Below are 25,222 nucleotides of genomic sequence, written 5' to 3'. Positions count from 1 at the left end.
ATGGGTATCGATCTGTCAATTATCTGGTTTGCCATCATCGTGTTCGCCACCTTGATGTACATCGTTATGGACGGTTTTGATCTGGGGATCGGCATCCTGTTCCCGTTCAATAAAAACCCGGTTGAGCGCGACATGATGGTGAACACCGTGGCGCCGGTGTGGGACGGCAACGAAACCTGGCTGGTGCTGGGCGGCGCGGCGCTGTACGGCGCTTTCCCGCTGGCCTATGCGGTGATTATCGACGCGCTGTCTATCCCGCTGACCGTGATGCTGGTGGGGCTGATTTTCCGCGGCGTCGCCTTTGAGTTCCGCTTCAAGGCCACGCCGGAACACCGTCCGTTCTGGGATAAGGCGTTTATCGTCGGCTCGATCGTCGCCACCTTCAGCCAGGGCGTCGCCGTCGGCGCGCTGCTGAACGGCTTTGCGGTCAGCGGCCGCAGCTATGCCGGCTCGACGCTGAGCTGGCTGGCGCCGTTCCCGCTGTTCTGCGGCCTGGGGCTGGTGATCGCCTATGCGCTGCTGGGCTGCACCTGGCTGATTATGAAAACCGAGGGCGGGCTGCACCGCAAGATGTCGCAGCTGGCGATCCCGCTGACGCTGGCGCTGTTGGCCGCCATCGCCGCGATCAGCATCTGGACGCCGCTGAGCCACGCGGATATCGCCGCGCGCTGGTTCAGCACGCCGAACCTGTTCTGGTTCCTGCCGGTGCCGCTGCTGGTGCTGGCGGCGGCCTGGGGGATTGTGCGCTCGGCCTATAGCCGCCGCGCCAGTTTCGGGCCGTTTATGTTGACGTTGGGGCTGATTTTCCTCGGCTTCAGCGGCCTTGGCATCAGCATCTGGCCGAACATCATTCCGCCGTCCATCTCCATCTGGCAGGCGGCGTCACCGCCGCAGAGTCAGGGCTTTATGCTGGTGGGCGGCCTGCTGATTATCCCGGTGATTCTGGCGTATACCTGTTGGAGCTACTACGTGTTCCGCGGAAAAATCAAACCGGATGAAGGCTACCACTAAGAGGAGATAACCCGCATGAAACCTGCCGTAGAGAGTTCTCCCGCCCTGTGGCGGAGGATGATGTGGATGGTGGTGATTTGGGGCGCCAGCGTACTGGCGCTGGGGGTGGTGGCATCGGTATTTAAACTGCTGATGGTCGCCGCCGGTATGAAGAGTCACTAATAAGCCGCGCCGGGCCGTTCTGGTCCGGCGCAACGCGCCTGCCGCGTCATCGTGTTCCGCGCCGACGCTTTCTTTTCACTGTTTTTGCGAGGTAGGGCAGATGACACACTTTACCGACCCCTGGGAACGCAAGTTCTACTATTTGCGCCTGTCGATTACCGATGTATGTAACTTTCGCTGTCGTTATTGCCTGCCCGACGGTTACCGCCCGGCGCAGGGGAATAACAAAAGCTTTCTGACGCTCGATGAAATCCGCCGGGTAACGCGGGCGTTTGCCGCCGCCGGCACGGAAAAAGTCCGCCTGACCGGCGGCGAACCTTCGCTGCGTCGGGACTTTTGCGAGATTATCGCCGCGGTCAGCGACAATCCGGCGATCCGGCAGATCGCCATGACCACCAACGGCTACCGCATGGCGCGCGATGTGGCCCGCTGGCGCGACGCCGGGCTGACCTCGGTTAACGTCAGCCTCGACAGTCTGGACGCCAATCAGTTTTATGCCATTACCGGCCAGGACAAATTCAGACAGGTGATGGACGGCATCGACGCCGCGTTCAGCGCCGGTTTTGCGCAGGTGAAGGTCAACACTGTGCTGATGAAGGATGTGAATCACCACAGCCTGCATACCTTCCTGGAATGGATTAAAACCCGGCCGATTCAGCTGCGCTTTATCGAGCTGATGGAAACCGGCGAAGGGCGTGAGCTGTTCCGCCGCCACCATATTTCGGGCGCCACGATCCGTGACCGCCTGCTCGCCATGGGCTGGCAACGGCAGCCGCGGGAGCGCAGCGCCGGCCCGGCGCAGATCTTCGCCCATCCCGATTATCAGGGGCAGATTGGCCTGATCATGCCGTATGAAAACAACTTCTGCGCCAGCTGCAACCGGCTGCGCGTCTCCGCGCTGGGGAAACTGCACCTGTGCCTGTTCGGCGACGGCGGCGTTTCCCTGCGTGATTTATTACAGTCCGACGACCAGCAGCAGGCGCTGCAGGCGCGGATTGCCGACAGCCTGCGGCAGAAAAAGCAGACGCACTTTCTGCATCAGGGCAACACCGGTATTACGCAGAACCTGTCGTTTATCGGCGGATAATTTATTGGAGAGTCATCATGATCGATATTCTGTTTTTTGCCCAGGTGCGCGAGCTGGTGGGCTGCAGCCGCCTGCAGCTGCCCGCCGATTACGCCACGGTGGAAGGGCTGCGTCAGGCGCTGCTGGCCCGCGGCGAACGTTGGGCGCTGGCGCTGGAGAGCGATAATTTGCTGGCGGCGGTGAATCAGACTCTGGTGCCTTTTGAACACGCGGTGCGCGCCGGCGATGAAGTGGCGTTTTACCCGCCGGTAACCGGGGGCTGAGATGCAGGATAAAATCGTGGTGGGCGCCGCGCGTTTCGATCTGGCGCAGGAACATCAGTGGCTGTCGGCGTCGGACGACGACGGTGCGGTCGTGACCTTCGTCGGCAAGGTGCGCAGCGCCAATCTGGGCAGCGCGGTTAACGCGCTGACGCTGGAGCATTACCCCGGTATGACGGAAAAAGCGCTGGCGGAGATCGTGGCGCAGGCGCGCGGCCGCTGGTGGCTGGGGCGGGTGGTGGTGGTGCATCGCGTGGGCGAACTGCCGGCCGGCGAGGAGATTGTGCTGGTCGGCGTCAGCAGCGGCCACCGCGAGAGCGCCTTTCTCGCCGCGGAGTTTATTATGGATCAGCTGAAAACCCGTGCGCCGTTCTGGAAGCGCGAGGCCACCGCGCAGGGTGACCGCTGGGTCGCCACCCGGGAGAAAGATCGCCTCGCCGCTGAACGCTGGCGATAAAAAAGCCTGTGTTACAGGCTTTTTTACCGTTGAGCGTCAGGTCAGGTTGAAGTAGCGATCCGGTTTATGCAGCGCCGGCAGCGGCTGCTGATCGTTCATTTCCATCAGGCTGCGCTCGATGCTGTTGCAGATGGCGCTGAGCGGCAGGTCGTTGGCGGTGGTGCCGAACGGATCTTCCAGCTCTTCGGCCAGCGAGTCCCAGGACAGGAAGGTGTAGGAGATAAACACCGAGACAAACGGCGTCATATAGTGCAGGTCGGCCACCAGCGCAAAGGGCAGCAGGGTGCAGAACAGATATACGGTGCGCTGCAGAATCAGGGTATAGGCAAACGGCACCGGCGTATTGGCGATGCGTTCGCAGCCGCCGAGCACGTGGGCAAGCTCGTCGAGTTTATTATCCAGCATCTTGTAGGTGACGTCGCTGAGCCGGCCGGCCTGACGCAGCTGGCCGATTTCATGGCCGAGCAGCAGCAGGATGCGGTTGGTTGGCATCGGGCTGGCGTTGACCTCCGCAAACGCCGATTTCGGCAGAATACGGTACAAATCGGCGGTGGCGTCGGTGTGGCGCAGCTGGTGCTTCAGGCTCCAGCTAAAGGCGATCAGATACTGGGTGATATGGCGGTGCAGCGTTTTCTCTTCCGGCAGCAGGTTTTGCAACTGGCGCAGCAGGGTGCGCTCGGCAATCAGCAGCGTGCCCCACAGCATGCGCGCCTCAACAAAGCGGCTATAGCTGGCGTTGTTGCGAAAGCCGAGAAAAATGGCGATGGCGATCCCCAGCAGGCTGAACGGGGCGACGGTTAAATGGATGCCGAATTGCTCATACCATTGATAAAAGGCAATGGCGATAATCGACATCAGGACATTTAATCCCAGGCGAAAGGTTATTTTTGACAACACCGAGCCGCGCCAGTCAAACAGGCGCAAAAACCAGTGTTGGTTTGGGCGAATGATCATAATGTCAATATTTCCTGATTTTTATTGAAATATTTTATTGGTTTAATAGTAGGTGATATTTTAACGGATAATCACATTATTGAGAATAATCCATTGAACTGCGGCGTCACTTTTTATTATTGATAAAAGGGTGAGAGGTTTCCTGCGCGGTCTATTACGCCGGTGGGAATAATAGTCCGCACCGGCGTGAGAATAACGGCGGCTTATGCGCCGCCGGAGCGCCACAGGCGCTGCGGATGCGTATAGACGGTGGCGCGCCCCGGCTTGCTGAAGCCGACCAGGGTCAGATTACAGCGTTCGGCCACGTCGACCGCCAGGCTGGTGGCGGCGGAGACGGCGAACAGAATCTCAATGCCGCACGCCGCGGTTTTCTGCACCATCTCGTAGCTGGCGCGGCTGGAGACCAGCACCGCGCCGGCCTGCCAGCCCTGTTGGCTGCGGTACCCCAGCAGTTTATCCAGCGCCACGTGACGGCCGACGTCTTCACAGCCGCCGCTCAGCTTGCCGTCCGGCTGCAGCCAGGCGGCGGCGTGGGTGCAGCCGGTCAGCTGCCCGACGCTCTGGTAGCTCTTCAGCTGCGCCAGCCCGGCATCAAGCTGTGTTAAATCAAAGCGTTGGCTGAATGGCAGCGGGGCGAGGGGGCGGGTGACTTCCTGCAGCTGCTCTACGCCGCAGACGCCGCAGCCGGTGCGCCCGGTCATGCTGCGGCGGCGCTCTTTCAGCTGCATAAAGCGCCGGCTGGAGAGTTCAATATGCACCTCAATGCCGTTACACACCGGCTGCGGCTGAATATCGTAGATCTCATCGGCGGCGTCGATAATCCCTTCCGACAGGGAAAAGCCGATGGCGAAGGCCGCCAGATCTTTCGGCGTCGCCATCATCACCACGTGGGAAATGCCGTTATACACCAGTGCGACCGGCACCTCTTCCGCCAGCCAGTCTTCCTGCGCCTGCTGCAGATTATCGCGCTGCCACACCGGGCGTTTAACCATGCACGCATCGGTGTTATTTTCGGGCGCATTCGCTATTAAATGTTTATTCATCATCTCTTCTTGCCGGCTGTGATTAAGATAACGACGCGGCTTAACGGTCGAGGGATTATTATACATGGATGGCGGGGGAGATTCCCGTAAATATTGGCGGATTTTTATTATCCGGCACCATCGGATTTATTTTTTATTATCTGAATAAAGTCATTCAGCAGTATGCTGTCATCGTCACTTCTGAATATATAATTTAATGGCGAGCGGCTGAGTCGTTTTGCCGTCAGCGGCCGGTAGACCACCTCCGGCATATTGATATTCTCTGCCCACTGGGTCGTGATGCAGGAGCCGTAGCCGCCGGAAACCAGCAGCAGGCTGGTCATGATGTCTTCGCAGTAATTGGCAATGTTGAGGCTGACGTTTTCCGCGATAAACGCGTCGTACACACGCTGCGCCATGCCTGACAGCGACGAGGCGGGGTAGAGGAGCATGGGTTTATCGGCCAGATCGGCCAGCCCGATGCGCGTTTGCCGACTGAGCGGGTCGTTGGCATTGATCGCCACCAGATATTTTTCGTCCCCGATGGCGCCTACGCTCAGCCCGCTCTGGCCGGCGGCAAAGCGGCAAAAGCCGATATCGATTTCCTTGTTTCTGAGCGCTTCCAGCTGTTTTTCTTTGGACATATTCAGCAGCCGGACATTCACATCGGGCTTCTGCTCGCGCAGCGTTTTCAGGTAGTCGGGCAGCCGGTGGATGACGCCCCAGCTGAAGATGCCGATGACCAGTTCGCCGCTGCAGCCGCGGGCGCTGAGCTGTACGCGGCTGGCGACGCCCTCGGTCAGCGCGATGATTTTACCCGCTTCGTTCAGCAGCACTTTACCGGCTTCCGTCAGTTCCACCTTGCGCGTGCTGCGTTTAAACAGCGCGGTGCCGAGGCTGTGTTCCAGCTGCTGTATCTGGCGGGTGAGCGGCGGCTGCGTCATGTTGAGCTTTTCCGCCGCGCGGCGAAAGCTGAGTTCGGTGGCGACGTAAACAAAGCTTCTGAGCTGATGGATTTCCATGTTTACCATCCTCATTGATTCTATTTCGGTATCAATACTAACAGATAAAGCAATTCTCAGCGCATCGCCCATCTTCTAACCTGACAAACATCCCATCAGACGAGAAGAGAGAGCCGTATGAAAGTGATTACGCTGGAAGAACACTGGATATCTGAGGAATTCAAACGCTATTACCCCAAGGCCGGGAGCGTGGGCTGCGACGCCGACATCGCGGTTCTGACCGATATCGGCGAACGGCGAATTGCCGTGATGGACCAGCACGGCATTGATATGCAGGTGCTGGGGCACGGTATGTTTCCCGCCACAACGGTGAGCGCAGAACAGGTGATGAAAACCAACGATCGGGCGGCGGCGGCGGTCGCGCGCCATCCTGACCGCTTTGCCGCTTTTGCTGCCCTGCCGCTGGCGACTATCGGCGCTGCTACAGATGAGCTGGCAAGAACCGTGAGCCAGTTTGGCTTTAAAGGCGCGATGATCAACGGCACGGTGGACGGCAGGTTCCTTGACCACCCCGATTTCTGGCCGCTGCTGGCGAAGGCGGAAGAGCTGGGCGTGCCGCTTTATCTGCACCCGGCCTATCCGGCGGGGGCAATCAGTAAACCCTATTACGAAGGCGATTTCAGCGATCTGGTGTCGTTCACGCTGGGTTCTACGGTTGCAGGCTGGCACTGGGAAACCGGCCTGCACGTACTGCGCATGATTGTCGCCGGTATTTTCGACAGATTCCCCCGGCTGCAGATTATTATCGGCCATCTCGGCGAGCTGATTCCTTTTTACTGGGAGCGCATCGAATACTGGCTGGAGCCGCGGGTGGAGAATCTGCGTAAACCGGTCAGAGACTATTTCAACAGCAATATTCATATCACCACCAGCGGCTACAGCACGCTGCCGCCTTTCCAGCTGGCGCTGCAGACCTTCGGGCTGGATCGGCTGATGTTTTCCGTCGACTATCCGTTTAACCCGCTGGCGCCGGCCGTCTCGTTTTTGCATAACCTGCCGTTGACGGAGCCGCAGAAAGCGCAGCTCGCCGGCCAGAATGCCGCGCGGCTGCTGCGGCTTTAATGCCGCAATCATGACTGACGACACCTGAGCTTACTCTGAACGGGGGCGCGGACTCCCTATATCAAGGCCGTCCTCAGCAGAGGCGGCCTTACGCTACCATTTACCCCACGCTGCACTATTCTTAAGTCACGCTGACTCTGCTGTTGGAGGTACGAGTGTCTTACCTGTCCGGGCGCCTGTTGCTGGCTCTGCTGTTCTGGTGCGCGCTCTATTTTCTTACCGGCTACCTTTCTCTGTATATGGACGCGCCCGTCACCCGGGTTGCTTTTGTCTGGCTTCCGGCCGGGGTGGCGGTCAGCGCCTTTCTGATCTTCGGCCGGGCCTACTGGCCGCCGCTGTTTCTGGCGCTGTTTCTTACCCGGGTGCTGCTGGACGTTACCCTGCGGCATACGCTGGAAACCTCTCTGGCGCTGTCGGTGATATCGCTGACCAACGCCCTGGCGGTGGCGTGGTGCGTCAGGCATTTTGCCGCCGGGCGCGATCGGCTGCGCAGCGTCGGCGTCTGGCTGCTGGCGACGCTGGGCACCAGCGTGATTTCCGGCGTGCTGGGCGGCGGCTGGCTGGCGCTGAGGCATGAGATTGATTTTGTGCAGACCGTGTGGATATGGTGGGCCTCCAACGTGGTCGGCACCATTTTGTTGACCACCATTTTGATGGGGCTGCGCTGGCGTTCCGCGCCGTTAAGTGCGCGTCAGCTGCTGTCCGGCGGCGTACTGTGGCTGCTGTTGTGCCTCAGCGCCTGGTATGTGTTTCACCAGCCCGTCGGCGGGCCGCGCGGCGTCGCGCTGCAGTTTGCCCTGGCCTGCCTGCCGGTGGCGCTGATGATTGCGATCCCGGTGGTGAGCGGCAACCGGTTCGGCGCGTTCTCCTTCCTGTGTTTCAGCATCATCGTGATTTACTACTCCTGGCAGCGCTACGGCCCCTTTTTTATCCCCGGGCTGCGCGACGGTGAATCGCTGCTGCTGGCGCAGTGCTACCTGTCCGCCACCGCGCTGCTGCTGACTTTTGTCTACGTACAAAAGCGCGAGGCGGAAAAACACGCGGCGCAGGCGGCGGAGGAGCGGGTGGCCGGCCCCGGACAGGGGAAGGCGGCCTACCATCTGGAGCCGCAGAGCGGGCGGCTGACGTGGGATAACACTATCAATACCCCGCTGAGCCGGCAGCTGGCGGCGATCAACAACGTCGAACAGCTGTTTGCGCTGCTGTCGGCGGAGGATCGCGCCGCCATGCAGCAGCGCTGGCAGCGGGTGCAGCAGCAGGGCGCCAGCGATGATCTCTTCCGCTTCCACCTGGCGCTGCCGCCGGGCAACCGGCTGGCGGTCAGCGAAAGCCGGCTGCTCGGCCTGCGCGGGCCGGCGGGCGTGGTGATTGTCGGCTACTGGAGTGAAGAGCCGCACAGCAAAATCTCTGTCCATTCTCCGCAGGGGGCGTAAATATGCTACAGCTTGCCTTGTTGCTGTCCGGCGCTGATTTTGTCAGACGCTATGCCCCGCTGCTGGCGGTTATCGGCCTGCTGTGGGGCGGGCTGGGGGTTTCCATCTTTATTGACGGTCTGCAGGGCATCCGCTATTTCCCCCTGCATATCTTCGGCATTCTGCTGCTGATTGAAAGCCTGGCGACGTTGATCCTGGCTCCCGGCGGCGTCGGCGCGCAAAAGGCGGTGCTCTACTTTAAAGGCGGTATTTTCTGTTTTGTCGCGCTGCTGATTTTATCCGGGCGTAACAGCAGCAATCTGTTGCTGGCGATTATCTTCGGCTTCGCTTTCTTTATCACCGGGCTGTTTGTGATGGCCTCGGCCTGGGTGGTGCGCTATCACGGCTGGCGACGGGCGTTTGCCGCCGGCGTTGCGCAGCTGCTGTTCGCGCTGTTTCTCTTCTTCCCGTACCCGACGCACCATCACGGCACCGTTTCACAGTTTCTTGGTGTGATTATGATCGTCGGCGGCCTGCAGTGCCTGCGTCTGGCCTGGCGCGCCTCCCGCCTGCGCGACGGCGCGGCGGTGTTTAACCTGCTGGCGCCGGGCGGGTTGCTGACGGAAACGGCCGCGCCGCCGCAGGAGCCAGAGCCGCAGCCCTGCAACGGCCCGCTGGTGGTGCATATCTGGACGCCGGAAGGCTCGGCGGCCAGCACGCCGATCCGCCGGCCGCTGTTTAACCGCTATATCGCCGCGGTTGACGCCAACGGCGTGATCTCCACCGGCCATGCGGCGCTGGAAATGCCGCCGGAACTGTATATCAGCCTCTACCCGGCGGTGGATATCGACCGTTCGCCGTCGGAGTTTTTCAACACGCTGAAGGCGATTCAGGAAAATAACGTCGCCGGGCAGTATCAACAGAGCTACGCCAGCGAGTCGGCGGCGTGGTGCGAGTCCGATCGCAAAATCGTGTTCCATGCTTTTAACCCCGCCGGGCTGCGGCGCTACTGGGCCAGCTACCGCCAGACGGAGGTGTACAACCTGACCTGGCGCAACTGTTCCAGCAGCGTGGCCTACGGGCTGGAGGCGGCGCTGGACGGCGTGTTCGCCCGCGGCGGCTGGCTGACGTTTGCGCGCCTGTTTTTTATCCCCGAACTGTGGATTGCCGCCCAGCTGCGCAAGCGCGCCACCACCATGGCCTGGACGCCCGGTCTGGCGCTGGACTATGCCCGCGCGCTGCACGCGATTGTGCATCCGGCGCGCCTGTCATGGCGGCGACGCCGGCGTCAGCGGCAGGATCAAGCCTCCTGATGGCGCATGCGGAGAAGAACGGCGCGACGCCCTGGCTGGCGGAGTACGCCCGGCTGGCCGGCGTGGTCTGGCTGGATAACGACCGCTTTCAGATGCGCAACGTACGCAATTTCCGCTACCGCAGCGTTGGTGAACCGCTGCCGGCATGGGACGACCGCAGTTTCCGGCTGAGTGAGCTGACGGCCACCGATCTGGTGCTCTCTTACTGGGGCGGCAACGCCATCGCCCACGTATTTCTCAGCTTCGGCTTCAGCAACGGCGAGTGGCTGGCTATCTCGATTGAGACCCGCCGGCGGCAGGACCAGCCGTGGTCGGCGCTGGGCGGTTTTTGGCGAAATTACCCGGTGATCTATGTGGCGGCCGACGAGCGCGATCTGATCGGCGTGCGCAGCGATGTACGGCGTGAGCGGGTCTGGCTCTATGGTTTGACGCTGACGGCGGAGCAACGTCGGCTGTTGCTGCGCGATTACCTGCTGCGTATTGAACAGGTGAATGCGCAGCCGGAGTGGTACCACACGCTGTGCAATAACTGCACCACCAATATTCTGCGTCACGGCCGGGCGGTGTCGCCGGCGGTAAAGTATGACTGGCGGCTGCTGCTCAGCGGCTTTGCCGACCGTTACTGTTACCGGATGGGGCTGCTGGACAGCCGGCTGCCGTTTGCCGAGCTGAGGCGGCGCAGCCGGCTGATGCGTCCGCCGGAGGCGGTGATTGACGACGATTTTTCCCGGACGATCCGCCGCGGGCGTTCAGCGTGATGCCGTGCGGCGGCTTAACGACAGCGCGGCAAACAGCGCGCACAGCAGCGCGGTCATATACGGCAGACCGTGGGTGGCGGCCTCCATTGCCGCGCCGCCCAGCAGCGGGCCGAGCAGGGCGCCGGCGCCCCAGGCGATCGACATGGCGGCATAGATCCCCGCCAGCTGCGCGCCGCGAAACTGCGACCCCACCCAGGTGATGGCGACGGTATAAATGCCGACAAACACGCCGCCCCAGACAAACAGCAGGCAGTAAGCCAGCAGCGGCGTGGTCAGCAGCAGCGGCCACACCAGCGCGCCGAGGGCCGAGATGGCCGCCAGCAGCGTCATCAGGCGACGGCGGTCCACCTTATCCGCCAGCCAGCCCAGCGGCAGCTGCAGCACGATGGCGCCGAACATCAGCACCGAGATCAGCAGCGTCGCCCGGGCCTCGCTCCAGCCCAGGCTGATGGCGTACAGCGACAGGAAGTTCATGCCCGCCACTTCAATCGCGGCGTTCAGCCCGGTGGCGACGATCGCCAGCATGGCCAGCTGCAGGCTGCTGCGCAGCCCGATCGGCGTCAGCTCCTCGCCCGGCAGGCGCACCATGCCGGCGCGGGCAATCAGCGGTACGGCGAGCAGGGCGATCAGCGCGCCGGCGACAAACGGCCCGGCGCTGTCGCTGCCCATCAGCGTCAGAATCAGCGGGCCGGAGGCGAACCCCAGCGACATCCCGGCGGTATACAGCGCCATGGTTTTTCCTCTGGCCTGTTCGACGGTGGCGTCATTCAGCCAGGTTTCGGTCAGCACCATGATGATCTCGGTAAACACCCCCAGTCCGAAGCGCAGCACAAACCACGCCGGCAGCGGCAGCCAGGGAAACAGCAGAAACAGCAGCGCGATGGCACCGAGCGAGACGCACATCAGCATCAGCGGGCTGAAGCGGCGGAACAGCTGGGGCAGAAACGGGGCGATGGCGAACACCCCGAGGGCGTGCATGGCGGCGTTCAGCCCGATGCGGGTCTCGCCATAGCCGCTATCCGCCAGCTGCAGCGCGATCAGTGGCGCGCTGAGCCCGTAGGTCAGGCTGAAGACCGAAACGGAAAAGATCACGGACAGAATGGTGCGGTGCGCCTGTTGCATGGAGGGTCGATCCTTTCGGCAGGAAGCGGCGATGGGTGACGGCGTTCGGTGAGTGAAGTATAGCAAGCGCGGGAAAACGCGCGCCGGCGGTGCACCGGCGCGTCGTGGGGTTATTTTTTGATCGGAACCACCAGAATATCCGTATGCAGGGTGTTGATGGCGTTCCTGGCGGAAGAGAACAGGTTGCCCCAGAGATCCTGATGGTGGCCGAAGATAAACAGGTCGATGCCTTTTTCCGCGGCGGCGTATTTCAGTTCATACGCCAGCTCGCCGCGGCGGACGATAATTTCCGTTATCGGGTAGGTGGCGGCCTGCAGCAGCGGCGCCATCTCCGCTCTGATCTTCTCCTCAAACTGGGATTCGGAGAAGTTCGCCACCGGGCGACCCAGCTCCGAGTAATAGGAGGCGTGGTGCTCGTCGACATAAATCAGCGACAGCTTCGCCCCGAGCGCCGAGGCGAGAGCAATACCTTTGTCGATAAGCAGATGCTCCTCATCCAGCAGCGAGGTGGCGACGGCAATATGCTGGTAGCTCATGAGACCTCCTGTTTTGTCAGCAGCGGCACCACGAGGACATCGACATCCAGATGATTAATCGCCTGCCGCGTGGTGGAGAACAGGTTGCTCCACACGTCGTGGTGGTGGCCGAAAATAATCAGGTCGATACCGCGCGCGTCGATTTCTTTTCTCAGCTCCGGCAACAGCTCGCCCGACACGACGATCGAATCCGGTATCGGATAGGATGATTGCTGGGCAATGGCGGCGAGTTGCTTGCTGGCGGTGACTTCGGCGGGCACTTCGCCGCTGTAGTGGTAGGTCTGCAGGCCCAGCGCTGAGTAATAGGGCGCGTGGTGAATATCGACATGAATTAATGACAGTTTTGCATCACAGGCATCGGCCAGCGCCGCGCCTTTTTCTAACAGCTGCCGGTTGTCGCCGTTAAGATCGACGGCAATCACGATATGTTGATAGCTCATGGCGCCTCCTTTGGGTACTGGCCCAATGCAGAGAACGATCCCACGCATCCATCCGTTGTAAACGGGGGTTAGTAATTAGTTTAGTACAGAAATTACCTGCGGCCCGACGACTGTTGCAAACGCAGCGCTAGCGGGCTGCGCCAGCTTCAATGCGGCTTTGCAGAAAGTCGATAAACGTCCGCACCTTCTCGGAGACGTGGCGGGTATTGGGGTAGAGGGCGTAGATGCCCTGTGTGGGAAAACGGTGGTCGGGCAGTAAGCGGGTTAATGCGCCGGCGGCGATATCTTCCTGCACCAGCCAGGCGGGCAGCAACGCCACGCCCGCGCCGCTGCGGGCAAACGCCAGCAGCGAAGCCGCGCTGTCGGCCATGATAGCCGGAGGGTTGGCGGCCCGGAACAGCACGTTGTCGCCGGCCGGCGTCAGCACCTGCCAGCTCAACGGCGTGGCGAGGCGGCTATGGGCGATCCAGCGCGCCTCCTGCAACTGCGCCAGGCTGGTGATTGCTTCGCGATGGTGCGCCGCCAAATACTCCGTTGACGCCACTGGATAAATCGCAAAGCGGTCGATCAGCCTTGCGTGGTGCGTTGAGTCCGCCAGCTGGCCGAGGCGTATCGCCACGTCAAAACGTCCGGCGACCAGATCGTCGTTTTTTGACGAAGATACGTGCTGGATGCGCAGCTGCGGGTGCAGAGCGGCGAACGCCGAGAGCGCGGGCACCACCACCTTGGCGCCATATTCCGGCGTGGTGGTGATGCGCAGTATACCGCTCAGGCCGCTATGGTCGCTGCGGACGTCGTCCAGGATCTGTTCCGCATCCCGCAGCAGCTGCAGACAGCGCAGATAAAAACGCTCGCCGGCGTCCGTAACGGCCACCTGCCGGGTGCTGCGGGTGAGCAGGGAGACCCCGAGTTTCTCCTCCAACTGCTTGATATTAAAACTCACCACCGCCTTGGTTAGCCCCAGCGTCTGCGCCGCACCGGTAAAGCTGCCGGCTTCCACGACTGCCACAAAGATTTCCAGACGCTGCATATTCAACATGGGCTTGCCTTACGTGGGTGAAGGATTGTCAAAATAATTTTGACAGTGTAACGCCGAGGGGCCGATTTATCTTTATTTTTATGATTTTATACTATGCGCACCGTGTTGTTTTTATGAGTAGCCTATGAATTATCGGGTGCGTGTCGCCAGCGTGTATCTGCTGGGATTTTTTATCGATCTGGTCAACATGTTTATCGCCAACGTGGCCTATCCGGATATCGGCCGGCAGCTTGATGCGCCGGTCAGCCAGCTGGCGTGGGTGAGCAACGGCTACATTCTGGGGTTAACCCTGGTTATTCCCCTCAGCAGCTGGCTGGCGAAGCGCATGGGAGCCAAGCGCCTGTTTATGCTCTCGCTGGTTATTTTCATTATCGGCACCTGCGGCGTGGCCGGCGCCTACAATATCGAACAGCTGATAGCCTGGCGCGTGGCGCAGGGGCTGGGAGGAGGGCTGCTGATCCCGGTCGGCCAGACCATGGCCTATTCCCTGTACCGCAGCCATGAGCGGGCCAGACTCTCTGCCGTGGTGATGCTGGTGGCGCTGATGGCGCCGGCGCTGTCCCCGGCCATCGGCGGCGCACTGGTGGACCACGTCAGCTGGCGCTGGGTATTTTTAGTCAGCCTGCCGCTGGCGTTTGCCGCCTTGATCCTCGCCGCCTGCTGGCTGAAGCCTGACGCCCAGGGCGGCTCCGCCGGGCGGCTGGACTTCAGCGGTCTTATCACCGGCTGTCTGGCGCTGACGCTGATTTTGTTAGGGCTGACCACGTTGGGTGAGTCCGGTCGCCTGGGACTGGGCGCGGCGCTACTGGCCGCCGGGCTGGTGCTGATGGGCGGGTATGTGCGCGCATCGCTACGCAAAGCGCAGCCGTTGCTTAATCTACGGCTGATTCAGCAGCCGATGCTGCAAACGGCGATGCTAATCTATCAGCTGATCCCCGGCATTTTTACCGGCGTCAGCCTGGTTGCGATGCTGTACCTGCAGGATCTGCTGGGTATGCACGCCACGGTGGTGGGGGCGATGATGCTGCCGTGGGCGATCGCCGCGTTTGTCGCCATCTCTCTCACCGGCAAAACGTTTAATCGGCTTGGGCCGCGCCCGCTGTTTATCATCGGCTGTCTGGTGCAGGGTTGCGGCATCGGCTTGCTGGCGCTGATTGGCAGCGCTGATGAGATACTGCTGGCGATCTGCGCCTACGCGCTGATGGGCTTCGGCGGCAGCCTGTGCAGCAGCACCGCGCAGAGCTCGGCGTTTATTCAGGTTAATGACGCCGAACTGGCGGATGCCAGCGCGCTGTGGAACATTAACCGCCAGCTCAGCTTCTGCTTTGGCGTAACGTTAATCAGCCTGCTGCTCAACGTATTGCTTAATCTCTCCGGCATGCTGCCCGCACAGGCTTACCGGCTGTGCTTTATGTTGGCGGCGGCCAGCGCTGTTATTCCCGTTTTACTCTGCCTGCGGATTGCTAACCGCAGCGTTATTCTTACGCTTAATCAGGAGAAACCATGAACCGTTATTTTCAGGAAGTTTTGGATGCTCATGCGCTGATTCTCCGCTGGCTCGGCGATGCCGACAGCCCGGCGGCGGTGTGTGATGCGCTGTTGGCGCGTTTTAGCCCGGACTATTCCATGGTGACGCCGGGCGGCGCACTGCTTGATTACGCCGCGCTGAACACGTTTTTTCGCAGCCAATGCGGCGCAAGGGCGGGGTTGACGCTTGAAATCGACAATATGCAGCTGATTGCGGAGAGCGCCGGCGGGGCGACCGTGACCTACCGGGAACGGCAGCAGCTGCCGGGCCAGGAGGCGACGCTGCGTTTTTCCACCGTGGTGTTTGAGCTGGGGGCGGATAATCAGGTGATATGGCGGCATCTGCAAGAAACGGCGCTTCCCGCTTAGGCGACGTTAAGCGCCGAGGTTATGGAGAGCATCCGGGCAAGGGAGTGCGGTCGGCATTGCCAACAGCGTCAAGAAAAGTGAACGCCCGACGCCGGGACGGCGCGTGCGTTCTGCGAGGCAACTCTCGTTTATTGTTAAGCAGTTGTTGCAAGGATGGGCTATTGTTTTCTCACGGTTTAGTAATCGGAACATTGTTTCATATTTGAAACTGTGCGGAGAAAACAGATGAATCAACGGGAAATAGAGAGCACGGTCGTTACCGATTTTTCCAAGCGTATGAGCTACGGCGACTATCTGTGCCTGGACCAGTTGCTGGACTGCCAGCATCCGCTGTCCAACCCGCAGCATCATGATGAAATGCTGTTTGTGGTGCAGCATCAGACCTCGGAACTGTGGATGAAGCTGATGCTGCACGAACTGCAGGCCGCGCGCCTGCTGGTACAGCAGGACAAGCTCAGCCACTGCTTCAAGATCCTGGCGCGGGTCAAGCAGATCCAGCGGCTGCTGTTTGAGCAGTGGGCGGTGCTGGAAACGCTGACCCCGTCGGAGTACGTCGAGTTCCGCAACGTGCTGGGCAACTCGTCCGGCTTTCAGTCGCATCAGTACCGTTCGATTGAGTTTTTGCTGGGGAATAAGAATGCGGCAATGCTGGAGGTGTTCCGCAACGACGAGGCGAAATACGTCGCGCTGAAAGCGATTCTGGACGCACCGAGCCTGTATGATGAGTTTCTGCTGTACCTGGCGCGCCGGGGGCTGCCGGTGCCGCAGGCCTGCGTGGAGCGGGACTGGACGCAGCCTTACCAGCGCAACCCCGATTTACTGCCGGTATTTAAAACCATCTACGATAATCCGCAGACCTACTGGGAAGCCTATGAAATGGCGGAGAAGCTGGTGGATATTGAGGAGAGTTTCCATCTGTGGCGTTTCCGCCATATGAAAACGGTGGAGCGGATTATCGGCTTTAAGAGCGGTACCGGTGGCTCCAGCGGCGTCAGCTTCCTGAAAAGGGCGCTGGAGCTGACCTTCTTCCCGGAGCTGCTGGATGTGCGCACCGAGATCGGCGCCTGACGTCGGCAGGGCGCCGGCGGGTTACATTGTCCGGCGCAATGCCTGCAGCCGATCCAGACAGGCCTGCCAGTATCCGGAGATGATAAGGCCGGCAAGGTGGTTGTCGCTGAAGCGGTCCATACGCAGATGGGCGGTCATCAGCTTGCGCAGCAGCGTTAAATCGGCCTGCGCCAGCGTACGCCGGCAGGTGAAACGCGGATCGCCGCCGCGGGAAAATTCATTCGTCCAGTCGAAGACAAAGATAAACTGATGGCGGCTCAGGGCCTGAATATGGCGCAGCAGTGGGTCATGGGGCACCTGGTCAAGCCGCCATTGGGCGCCCGGCGGCGGCGTAACGCCTGCAGCGCTGTCCAGCACTGCGTCGATATCTGGTTTACTGAGCGGGGGGATGGCGGTCATGGGAAGTCGTCCGTGTTGTTGTTGGGCGGTTTATCAGGATTTTAACCACTTTGGCGACTGTCGCCGTCGAAGGTGACGGCGGTCAGCTGGTGTTCGGCGTCGTACTGAAAACGCTGTTCAACGCCGAGTATTCTGGCTGCGGGGGACGGCTGTTATACAGCCGCTGCCAGTAGAATGGAATATGAACGAGGGGGAGGGAAGTCGGTTCCCCTAGTCGTGGCTAAGGTGCAGCATATTTCCTACTTTTAAAGATTATTCCCTATTCTTCACTTCAAATTGCCAACATACAATTCGTTAAATATAGTATCGTCATCTAATTCCGAAAATGAATTGAAGTCATCAATTTCATCAGGCATTCCATAGTAAATGGAGAAATTTTTATCTATAACAAGATATCCTTTTATTATTTCTTGTTTTTTAGACCTTCTCCGTATTTCTAAGGCTGTAATTCCCGGGTATAACTTTTTATTAAAGCTACCTTGGTAGGGAGGAGTGCACCATAACGCTACAATGATATTGTTACTATCGCAGGTGAATGATATTGCACCGTTAAATATATTGTATAAGGAGTAATTGCCTGTGTGGTTTTGAAAGTCATACTTACTTATGGGATGTTTTTCGCCAATAGATTTGATAACATCATTAACATTATCACCTAATGATATACCACCTATGGATTTACCAGGGATTATGTCCATATCTAAACCAATGATCATATTCTTCATTAATAACTCCAAGGGTTCATTAAAACTCCATCAACATAAACAGGAGGGTTTTTTATTCTGTTATATCGTTCGAAATTACCATGTCCAATTCGGCCATAGACCGATTCTACAGGATCATTGGATTTTATTACCTTCCAGTAGTCACCATTGTGAGTCTTACCTGAAGGGTTGTAGTCAAGATGATATACCTCACCGGATTTAGTGGTTTTCTCAAAAACAACATGTTGTGTCTTTTGTAGTGTTGCACTTTGAGGGTATGTGGCTTTCCAACCTTTATTTTTTAAATGTACCTCAACATTTTCAGGTTCTTTCCCAGTTGGCAAATCAACATGGCGACTAGTTATTCGGTTTCTTTTGTTGAACCGTTTTAGTGAATTACCGCAACTCAACCCCAATGGAACCACCCATGTTAATACAATAGGGAATAATGTGGGATTTCTAGCTTCAAATGTTATAAAACATAACCCAGAAATTATAACATGGATGTTTCCGGGTATGTTATTCATGGGGTGTAATTTTGTTGGTGATTATTTCATTTTATTTCAAATAAAAATGGTGATTAAATTAATCACAATAAACATATATATTGAATGACTTTTCCTGAGCGTCATCCAAAAATAAAATGAGCTCATTGAATTCGGTTATTTTTTCTTTCTGAGATGATAGAATTATAGATATTTCATTTTTTAATGATCCAACCTCAGATGATAAAATGGTTGCGTCTGAGTAGTAATCTGCAATCTTTCTCATTGTTGGGAATTTGTTATTAGGTTTTGCATGCTGGAGTAACCAGCTATGCATAGCTTCGTTCATTGAGAATACACAAGTGTCTGTGGTTATTTCTTTTTGATGGTTACTAGCGAATAATTCTAATGCCATAATATACTCTTATCTATAATGTAGGAAATGCTGTTACTATTTCACCATGTCTATCCAAGACGACGCGAACTTTACTTTGTAATTCAATCTCGCCTGTTTGTTTGTTAATTCGAGATCCAATTACCTTGCCAAAGTCATGTTCATAAGCAACTCTTCCGAATTCTTGGTGTGTGACACTTCCTTTTCTCACTGTTTTTTCTATTATTTTCTTTAAGTTCTGTTCACTGCCGATATCGAATTTACTTTTGTGACTCCAGCGCGGACTGGTTTTACGAAAATGGCGATCATAGACATGTTTCCAGCCTTTCTTCGACCATTTTATGTGCCTTGAGCACATCAACCCCAACGGGTCCACCCAGCTAATCGGATCTGGGGTATACGCATAGGTATTCACCCCGCCCGCCAGCCCGATCGGATCTGACTGGGTAAACCTGCCGCAGTTCGGATCGTAGTAGCGGAACAGATTGTAGTGAAGCCCGGTTTCCCTGTCCAGATACTGGCCCTGATAGCGCAGGTTCTGCTGTGTGGCGAGGGTGCCGCTTTCGGCGTCGGTGGCGCCCCAGGCGGAGAAGCGGCCGTGCCAGACCACTTTCCCCTGCGCGTCGGTCATGCGCTCCGGCAGGCCGTTGAGCTCGCTGTGGTACCAGTACACCTCGCTGCTGTCGCCGTGACGGTCGACGCGGGCCAGCGGCTCGTAGCTGTCTTCCCGGTAGAGATATTGGGTGCTGCGCTGCGGCTGGTCGGGATTGTGTTCACCCACCATCTGCAGGCCGTTCCAGTGGAACAGGGTGGTCTGCGGCTCGCCGTGGTGCGGGTAGAGGGTTTTCCGGGTGCGGCGTCCCAGCGCATCGTAACGGTATTCGGCGCGCTGATGGCGGCTGTCGCCGTCGAAGGTGACGGCGGTCAGGCGGTGTTCGGCGTCGTACTGAAAACACTGCTCGACGCCGGTGCTGCCGTCGCGACGCCAACTGAGGCGGCCGAAGCCGTCATAGCCCCAGCGGTGGCCGTTCAGGCGCTGCAACAGGTTGCGCCAGACGGTGGTAGCCGGGCTGTCGCTGCGGTTGCCGGCGGGGTCGTAGTAAAAACGCTCCTCGCGCTGCGGCAGAATGCTGTGGGTCAGCTGTCCGCGAGCGTCATAGCCGAAGCGGCGCTGCTGGAACTGCGGCCCGTCGGTGAGGTTGTCGTTCTCAATCAGCTTCTGCTGCACCACCAGGTCCTGACGGTCCCACTGGTAGCGACGCTCGAACACCAGCGGGTGGCTGCGTTCGCTGCTGGCGCGGCGCAGGGTGATGCGTCCGACGCTGTCGTAGCGGGTCTCCTGGGTAACGGCGCCGAGGGTGCAGGCGACCTCCCTTACGCGCCAGTGGTCGCCGTCCGCCGCTAGCGGTATCTGACGCACAGATTCGGTGGCGTAGCTGTGCTAGGCCCAGGCCTTCTTCAGCACTGGCGTCGGGGCTGTTGAGAAAATTGTGCTCGATAGATGCTTAAGGGAATTAAGGATATACTGGTTTAGTGGATTAAATGAAGATTAAATAAAAAACCGAGGAAGACTTAATGAGCCCCCCGGTTTTTTGGAATGTAAAATATTATCAACCTTTTCTATAATAAATATCGTCCCCCAGTAAACTAGGGAGTTTAGATAACCTATAGTCCTTTAATGAAGAATGATTAACTGTGCTATATGACTCTAGCAAGTCCTCCGACCGCCCATCATCTTCCCATAAACAGACTGGGCATATATCATACTGCCCTCGTTCTGGTAAGGTTAAGTAACCGCAGCAGGGACATTTATTTAATTCTGGTTCATTACCGAAGATCACAAAATCTAAATTAAATGACTGTTTAAGGAAGCGAGATAAATATTCATTAGAAATACCAAAGAATATTATTTCAGTGTGAAATTTAATGAGGAAGTCCTGAACATCATCATCATATATGTTTTCATATGCAATAGGCTCGCCAGACTCTTCGTCATTATACTCCGCAAATAACAAATTTTCTATATCAGCTTTTGATAATAATGATATCTTATATATTGAGAATATTTCAATTGCCGATTTTCTTGTGATTGTAATCATTTGTATACCACGTCAGATGGAGATGAACCTGTTTTTTGTAAAGCTATATCAATTGCATCAGTGAACGGATCTTTTGTTACAAACTCAGGTTGAGCTTTATAGAATGATAGTATTTCTCTATTTTTAGCATTTCCGACAAGAACTCGATTAGTCGCCGGATCAAATTTTATAATCTGGTTTCCAATTTTTGCTTGTTTATAACTCGGTGAGTTATCTATAAGGAAATCTTCCATGAGTTCATGATATTTTTTCATCGAAATATCACCAAATTCACCTTGTTCAAGGACATGTTTTTTGTAATGCTCACTGAGCTTACCTTTAGCCCATTTATTAGGCCCCTTCTTCCAATTTACTTCACAGGTAAATAAACCAAAAGGATCCACCCAGCTAATCGGATCTGGGGTATACGCATAGGTATTCACCCCGCCCGCCAGCCCGATCGGATCTGACTGGGTAAACCTACCGCAGTTCGGATCGTAGTAGCGGAACAGATTGTAGTGAAGCCCGGTTTCCCTGTCCAGATACTGGCCCTGATAGCGCAGGTTCTGCTGTGTGGCGAGGGTGCCGCTTTCGGCGTCGGTGGCGCCCCAGGCGGAGAAACGGCCGTGCCAGACGACTTTCCCCTGCGCGTCGGTCATGCGCTCCGGCAGGCCGTTGAGCTCGCTGTGGTACCAGTACACCTCGCTGCTGTCGCCGTGACGGTCGACGCGCGCCAGTGGCTCGTAGCTGTCTTCCCGGTACAGATATTGGGTGCTGCGCTGCGGCTGGTCGGGATTGTGTTCACCTACCATCTGCAGGCCGTTCCAGTGGAACAGGGTGGTCTGCGGCTCGCCGTGGTGCGGGTAGAGGGTTTTTCGGGTGCGGCGTCCCAGCGCATCGTAACGGTATTCGGCGCGCTGATGGCGGCTGTCGCCGTCGAAGGTGACGGCGGTCAGGCGGTGTTCGGCGTCGTACTGAAAACGCTGCTCGACGCCGGTGTTGCCGTCGCGACGCCAGCTGAGGCGGCCGAAGCCGTCATAGCCCCAGCGGTGGCCGTTCAGGCGCTGCAGCAGGTTGCGCCAGACGGTGGTAGCCGGGCCGTCACTGCGGTTGCCGGCGGGGTCGTAGTAAAAACGCTCCTCGCGCTGCGGCAGAATGCTGTGGGTCAGCTGTCCGCGAGCGTCATAGCCGAAGCGGCGCTGCTGGAACTGCGGCCCGTCGGTGAGGTTGTCATTCTCAATCAGCTTCTGCTGCACCACCAGGTCCTGACGGTCCCACTGGTAGCGACGCTCAAACACCAGCGGGTGGCTGCGCTCGCTGCTGGCGCGGCGCAGGGTGATGCGTCCGACGCTGTCGTAGCGGGTCTCCTGGGTGACGGCGCCGAGGGTGCAGGCGACCTCCCGGTGCAGCTTGTCGCGCTGCCAGCCGGCGATATCGTGCCGCTGGCCGGCGGCCAGCAGTGCGGTCTGCAGCAGGTGGCCGCTGCCGTAACGCAGCTGGGAGAGGGTGCTGCCGTCGGGCATGTGGGTGGCGCTGAGGTTGCCGAGAGGGTCGTGGCTGTGCTGCCAGAGTCCGCTGTGGTTCTCTTCGGCGCAGAGGTTGCCGGCGGCGTCGCGGCTAAAGCGCAGGGTCTCCGGCCAGTCGGGCTGTTCGCCGCGCGCCTGTGCCTGCTGCCACAGCGCCAGCGGCGCGCGCCGTACTTCCAGCGTGCGCGCCTGGTAGCGGTATTCGGTGCGGCTGTCGGCGGTCTCTTTGGCGCTCAGGCGGCCCAGAGCGTCATAGCTCAGGCGGGTGTGGAGCGGCTGTGCCGCGTCGCCGTCCTGCGCCAGTGGGTACTCGGTTACGGCGCTGACTTGTCCCTGCACGTTGTACCGGTACTGCCGGCGGCGACCGGCGAAGTCGCTCTGGGCCAGCAGGCGGTGGCCGGCGTCGTAGTCAAACTGCCAGCGCTCGTTGTTGGGGTTGACCAGCGCGGTGAGGCGGCCGAAGCGGTCGTACTGATAGCGGGTCTCGATGCCGGCCGGGTCGACGGCGCAGGTGATTTGGCCGCGCACGTTGCGTTCGACGCGGCGTTCGGAGAAGGCGTCGATGTTCTCGCGGCAGGGCAGGCCGGCGCGGTCATAGTCGTAACGGGTTTCCCGGCCGTCGGGGCGCACCAGTGCCTGCAGACGTCCGGCGGCGCTCCAGCGGTAGCGGGTGGTGTTGCCTTCGGCATCGCAGGTGCGGAGCAGAAGGCCGGCGTCGTCATACTCGCGGCGGCTCTGGTGGCCGGAGCAGTCTTCGTCGCGGGTCAGCTGGCCGAGGGCGTTCCACCAGAAGCGCTGGGTGTTGCCGAGCGCGTCGGTGCGGGTCAGCAGGTCGCCCTGGTCGTTCCAGGTAAAGCGGCTGTCGTTGCCGAGCGGGTCGGTCAGCGTCACCACGTCGCCGAACGGGTTGTAGCGGTATTGCCAGCAGGCGCCGTCGGGCAGCACCTCTTTTAACGGCAGCGCCCAGGCGGGGTGCCAGGTGGTCTGGGTGGTGTTGCCGAGCGGATCGCGCACCAGGATCAGGTTGCCGCGCTCGTCATAGCCCAGCTCCCAGCGCTGGTCGTCCGGGGTGATAACGGCGCTGAGGTTCTCCCGCAGCGCGGCCCAGCAGAAGCGCCAGCGGGCGCCGTAGCTGTCGGTATAGTCGGTAATGCGCAGCAGGCTGTCCCAGCGGTGTTCGGTGGTGCCGCCGGACAGGCAGGTGACGCTGGCGCGGCGGGCGGTTTCGTCCGCCTCCAGCAGCCAGTGCTCCAGACACTGCTGCTGCGCGTCCAGCACCTGATACTCGCTGACGCGCCAGTGGTCGCCGTCCGCGGCGCGCTGCCAGCGGTAGCTGACGCGCAGGTCGGTGGCGTAGCTGTGCCAGGCCAGCAGGCCGCTGGCGTCGTCCCAGCCGTAGCGGCGGGTGACGATGGCGTCGGCGTCGCGCACCGCAATCAGCTGCCCCTGCGGGCTGTAGTCATACTGCACCAGCAGGCGTTTTTCCTGTTCGAGGCGCTGATGCACCGCGATCAGGCGGCCGTGGCGCGCGTCGTAGCTGAGCTCGACATCCAGCGCCTGGTTGTCGCTGGAGATGGTGACCAGCTGTCCGGCGCTGTTCCAGGCGTAGTGGTGGCAGTTCTCGTGGCGGTCGTAGATGCGCGCGATGCGCCATTCGCCGACGCGGGCCGGATCCGGCTCATACAGCTGGTGCTCGCCCTCGGCGGTCTGCAGCAGCATCACGCCCTGCAGCGAGCAGTAGAGTGTGAAGCCGTCTTCGGTAAAGCGGATAACGTCGCCGGGGGTGACGTTGCCGAGGCCGGTCTCGCGGCCGGAGGCGTCGCGCAGGATAAACTGCGGCTGGCCGTTGCCGTCCAGCGTGCGCAGCAGGCGCGTTTCAAACGGCAGCATCCAGCCGACGCCAAGCATGCCGGCGGCGCGGTTGCGGCTGTTGTACAGCCGCTGCCAGTAGAGCGGGATGCGGTCGGGGAGGGTGAAGTCCAGCTCCTCCTCGCCGGCAAGAATTTTGGCGCCGGTGGGAATATGCACCGGGTGGCCGGTCTGGGTGGCGGCCACCAGCGTTGCGCCTGCGGCGGCGCCGGCGGCGTTACCCGCCAGATCGGCGGCGGCCACGGCGGCCAGCGCGCAGCCGGCGTCCTTCAGCGCCTGGCGGGGCATCACGCGGCGGAACAGCGCCTGGCCGAGTTTCATGCCCTGTTTGCCCAAAGCCCCGACCAGGCCACCGGCAAAGTAGGCCAGCGCATTTTTGCCGCTGCGAATATCGCGCACCACGATGCCGTCGCCGCCGATGCGCACGCGCGGGTTGTCCGCCACTTCGATCTTGGCTTCACAGGTGCTGCGGTCGCCGTTGCGCGCGGCGGGGTGGCCGTTGATCAGCACCTTCTTCGAACCTTCGGCCAGGAAGTTGACGTTTTCCGCCATATGGCCCTTGGTGCAGGCGACGGTGTCCTTACTGGCCGGGGTGGCGTACGGGCTGGCGCTCTCAACGGTGGGCTGGGTGATATCGTCCCAGACGTCGCCGAGCCAGTTTTTGACCGATTCGCCGTCGATGCTGGCGACCTTGTCGATCAGCGGGCCGGGATGCATCACGCTGGAGATGATGCCGCCGGCCACCGCCAGGGCGCTGTCGATCAGGCCCGGGCCTTCTTCAGCGCCAACGTCGGGGCTGTTGAGAAAATCGTGGTCGACGGTGCCGGCGGCGCGGGCCGCCGGCTTGCCTTTCATATGGACGTTGTCGGAGCCGCTGGTGATAAAGGCGTCGGGCGGGCCGGTGCCGATCAGCGTATCCACCAGCGCGCCGGCGGCGGTGCCGATTTTCTCCGGAATGCCGGAAACCATGGCGCCGGCGACCAGGGCGATGCCGACCGGTGCGCCGAGTCCGGAGGAGATCAGCGCGGTGGCGCCGGCGTAGATGCCGGCATAGATGGCGCCCTCCACCAGGCCGCTGACAAAGTCGGCCAGCAGCGAGCTGTGCACCAGCGGGTCGCCGAGACGCGCGGCGGTTAAATCAGACAT

Annotated in this window: 27 protein-coding genes; 13 read left to right on the top strand and 14 right to left on the bottom strand. The window is 59.4% G+C overall.

Features of this window, described 5'->3' with window-relative positions:
* The 5 genes from cydB (at position 1) to moaE (ending at position 2,977) form a co-directional block, all read left to right on the top strand.
* Positions 1-1,011, top strand: a complete 1,011-nt coding sequence (gene cydB, locus I6G83_RS21530; protein WP_015672911.1) for a cytochrome d ubiquinol oxidase subunit II — start codon at positions 1-3, stop codon at positions 1,009-1,011.
* 15 nt (positions 1,012-1,026) lie between these two features.
* Positions 1,027-1,173, top strand: coding sequence for a DUF2474 domain-containing protein (locus I6G83_RS21525; protein WP_015672910.1), 147 nt, complete (start codon positions 1,027-1,029; stop codon positions 1,171-1,173).
* A 100-nt stretch (positions 1,174-1,273) separates the two neighbouring features.
* Complete coding sequence (moaA, locus tag I6G83_RS21520) at positions 1,274-2,260, top strand: GTP 3',8-cyclase MoaA (RefSeq protein ID WP_054307313.1); 987 nt, start codon at positions 1,274-1,276, stop codon at positions 2,258-2,260.
* 17 nt (positions 2,261-2,277) lie between these two features.
* Positions 2,278-2,523, top strand: a complete 246-nt coding sequence (gene moaD / locus I6G83_RS21515) for a molybdopterin synthase sulfur carrier subunit (RefSeq protein WP_015672908.1) — start codon at positions 2,278-2,280, stop codon at positions 2,521-2,523.
* Between the two features lies 1 nt (position 2,524).
* A complete protein-coding gene (gene moaE, locus I6G83_RS21510) occupies positions 2,525-2,977 on the top strand; it encodes a molybdopterin synthase catalytic subunit MoaE (protein ID WP_054307314.1) in 453 nt (150 codons plus the stop codon).
* A 36-nt stretch (positions 2,978-3,013) separates the two neighbouring features.
* Here the strand turns inward: moaE and I6G83_RS21505 are convergent, their stop codons facing one another.
* The 3 genes from I6G83_RS21505 to I6G83_RS21495 all read right to left on the bottom strand — a co-directional run bounded on the left by I6G83_RS21505 (position 3,014) and on the right by I6G83_RS21495 (position 5,975).
* Positions 3,014-3,931 carry a bestrophin family protein gene (locus I6G83_RS21505; protein WP_015672906.1) on the bottom strand — a complete coding sequence of 306 codons (918 nt, stop codon included), beginning with the start codon at positions 3,929-3,931 and terminating at the stop codon, positions 3,014-3,016.
* 203 nt (positions 3,932-4,134) lie between these two features.
* Complete coding sequence (fdhD, locus tag I6G83_RS21500) at positions 4,135-4,974, bottom strand: formate dehydrogenase accessory sulfurtransferase FdhD (protein ID WP_054307328.1); 840 nt, start codon at positions 4,972-4,974, stop codon at positions 4,135-4,137.
* 107 nt (positions 4,975-5,081) lie between these two features.
* Positions 5,082-5,975, bottom strand: a complete 894-nt coding sequence (locus tag I6G83_RS21495) for a LysR family transcriptional regulator (RefSeq protein WP_072186167.1) — start codon at positions 5,973-5,975, stop codon at positions 5,082-5,084.
* 117 nt (positions 5,976-6,092) lie between these two features.
* On the opposite strand from I6G83_RS21495, the gene I6G83_RS21490 reads away from it, so the two are divergent.
* The 4 genes from I6G83_RS21490 to I6G83_RS21475 all read left to right on the top strand — a co-directional run bounded on the left by I6G83_RS21490 (position 6,093) and on the right by I6G83_RS21475 (position 10,520).
* The gene (locus I6G83_RS21490; RefSeq protein WP_072186168.1) at positions 6,093-7,037 is read left to right on the top strand and encodes an amidohydrolase family protein; all 945 of its coding nucleotides are present in this window, start codon (positions 6,093-6,095) and stop codon (positions 7,035-7,037) included.
* 155 nt (positions 7,038-7,192) lie between these two features.
* Positions 7,193-8,470: an MASE1 domain-containing protein gene (locus tag I6G83_RS21485; RefSeq protein ID WP_054307316.1), complete on the top strand. Its 1,278-nt coding sequence runs from the start codon at positions 7,193-7,195 to the stop codon at positions 8,468-8,470.
* 2 nt (positions 8,471-8,472) lie between these two features.
* Positions 8,473-9,762, top strand: a complete 1,290-nt coding sequence (locus I6G83_RS21480; RefSeq protein ID WP_054307317.1) for a hypothetical protein — start codon at positions 8,473-8,475, stop codon at positions 9,760-9,762.
* On the top strand, positions 9,762-10,520 hold the full coding sequence (locus I6G83_RS21475) for an Lnb N-terminal periplasmic domain-containing protein (RefSeq protein ID WP_054307318.1): 759 nt from the start codon (positions 9,762-9,764) through the stop codon (positions 10,518-10,520). Before I6G83_RS21480 ends, I6G83_RS21475 begins: the two co-directional genes overlap by 1 nt.
* On the opposite strand, the gene I6G83_RS21470 is transcribed toward I6G83_RS21475, so the two are convergent.
* The 4 genes from I6G83_RS21470 to I6G83_RS21455 all read right to left on the bottom strand — a co-directional run bounded on the left by I6G83_RS21470 (position 10,512) and on the right by I6G83_RS21455 (position 13,657).
* Complete coding sequence (locus I6G83_RS21470; protein WP_054307319.1) at positions 10,512-11,642, bottom strand: MFS transporter; 1,131 nt, start codon at positions 11,640-11,642, stop codon at positions 10,512-10,514. The genes I6G83_RS21475 and I6G83_RS21470 overlap by 9 nt on opposite strands.
* 110 nt (positions 11,643-11,752) lie before the next feature.
* Positions 11,753-12,178 carry a universal stress protein gene (locus I6G83_RS21465; RefSeq protein ID WP_054307320.1) on the bottom strand — a complete coding sequence of 142 codons (426 nt, stop codon included), beginning with the start codon at positions 12,176-12,178 and terminating at the stop codon, positions 11,753-11,755.
* Positions 12,175-12,618 carry a universal stress protein gene (locus tag I6G83_RS21460; RefSeq protein ID WP_054307321.1) on the bottom strand — a complete coding sequence of 148 codons (444 nt, stop codon included), beginning with the start codon at positions 12,616-12,618 and terminating at the stop codon, positions 12,175-12,177. The genes I6G83_RS21465 and I6G83_RS21460 overlap by 4 nt, the downstream gene beginning before the upstream one ends.
* Positions 12,619-12,745: 127 nt before the next feature.
* Positions 12,746-13,657 carry a LysR family transcriptional regulator gene (locus I6G83_RS21455; RefSeq protein ID WP_054307322.1) on the bottom strand — a complete coding sequence of 304 codons (912 nt, stop codon included), beginning with the start codon at positions 13,655-13,657 and terminating at the stop codon, positions 12,746-12,748.
* A 124-nt stretch (positions 13,658-13,781) separates the two neighbouring features.
* On the opposite strand from I6G83_RS21455, the gene I6G83_RS21450 reads away from it, so the two are divergent.
* From I6G83_RS21450 to kynA, 3 genes are all read left to right on the top strand, one after another.
* Positions 13,782-15,164 carry an MFS transporter gene (locus tag I6G83_RS21450; RefSeq protein WP_054307323.1) on the top strand — a complete coding sequence of 461 codons (1,383 nt, stop codon included), beginning with the start codon at positions 13,782-13,784 and terminating at the stop codon, positions 15,162-15,164.
* Entirely contained in the window at positions 15,161-15,553 is a 393-nt protein-coding gene (locus tag I6G83_RS21445; protein ID WP_054307324.1) for a DUF4440 domain-containing protein, read from the top strand. The genes I6G83_RS21450 and I6G83_RS21445 overlap by 4 nt, the downstream gene beginning before the upstream one ends.
* Before the next feature lie 225 nt (positions 15,554-15,778).
* Positions 15,779-16,621: a tryptophan 2,3-dioxygenase gene (gene kynA, locus I6G83_RS21440; RefSeq protein ID WP_054307325.1), complete on the top strand. Its 843-nt coding sequence runs from the start codon at positions 15,779-15,781 to the stop codon at positions 16,619-16,621.
* Between the two features lie 21 nt (positions 16,622-16,642).
* Here the strand turns inward: kynA and I6G83_RS21435 are convergent, their stop codons facing one another.
* Positions 16,643-17,020 carry a DUF6508 domain-containing protein gene (locus I6G83_RS21435; protein ID WP_054307326.1) on the bottom strand — a complete coding sequence of 126 codons (378 nt, stop codon included), beginning with the start codon at positions 17,018-17,020 and terminating at the stop codon, positions 16,643-16,645.
* A gap of 50 nt (positions 17,021-17,070) precedes the next feature.
* Between I6G83_RS21435 and I6G83_RS23670 the strand changes: the two genes are divergently transcribed.
* Positions 17,071-17,193: a hypothetical protein gene (locus I6G83_RS23670; protein WP_255265496.1), complete on the top strand. Its 123-nt coding sequence runs from the start codon at positions 17,071-17,073 to the stop codon at positions 17,191-17,193.
* Positions 17,194-17,286: 93 nt separating this feature from the next.
* Here the strand turns inward: I6G83_RS23670 and I6G83_RS21430 are convergent, their stop codons facing one another.
* The 6 genes from I6G83_RS21430 to I6G83_RS21405 form a co-directional block, all read right to left on the bottom strand.
* Complete coding sequence (locus I6G83_RS21430) at positions 17,287-17,745, bottom strand: hypothetical protein (RefSeq protein WP_054307327.1); 459 nt, start codon at positions 17,743-17,745, stop codon at positions 17,287-17,289.
* Positions 17,745-18,251, bottom strand: coding sequence for a hypothetical protein (locus I6G83_RS21425; RefSeq protein WP_174545395.1), 507 nt, complete (start codon positions 18,249-18,251; stop codon positions 17,745-17,747). Before I6G83_RS21425 ends, I6G83_RS21430 begins: the two co-directional genes overlap by 1 nt.
* A gap of 58 nt (positions 18,252-18,309) precedes the next feature.
* A complete protein-coding gene (locus I6G83_RS21420) occupies positions 18,310-18,624 on the bottom strand; it encodes a hypothetical protein (RefSeq protein WP_138111606.1) in 315 nt (104 codons plus the stop codon).
* 13 nt (positions 18,625-18,637) lie between these two features.
* Positions 18,638-20,023 (bottom strand): RHS repeat-associated core domain-containing protein, encoded by a 1,386-nt coding sequence (locus I6G83_RS21415; RefSeq protein ID WP_062779089.1) that lies wholly within the window; start codon positions 20,021-20,023, stop codon positions 18,638-18,640.
* A 190-nt stretch (positions 20,024-20,213) separates the two neighbouring features.
* Positions 20,214-20,702: a CPCC family cysteine-rich protein gene (locus I6G83_RS21410; protein WP_072186190.1), complete on the bottom strand. Its 489-nt coding sequence runs from the start codon at positions 20,700-20,702 to the stop codon at positions 20,214-20,216.
* Positions 20,699-25,222, bottom strand: a complete 4,524-nt coding sequence (locus I6G83_RS21405; RefSeq protein WP_062779092.1) for an RHS repeat-associated core domain-containing protein — start codon at positions 25,220-25,222, stop codon at positions 20,699-20,701. The genes I6G83_RS21410 and I6G83_RS21405 overlap by 4 nt, the downstream gene beginning before the upstream one ends.

It is taken from the genome of Serratia rubidaea, assembly GCF_016026735.1.
Classification (GTDB): Bacteria; Pseudomonadota; Gammaproteobacteria; order Enterobacterales; family Enterobacteriaceae; genus Serratia_B; species Serratia_B rubidaea.
This window is presented reverse-complemented; position numbering and strand designations above follow the sequence as displayed.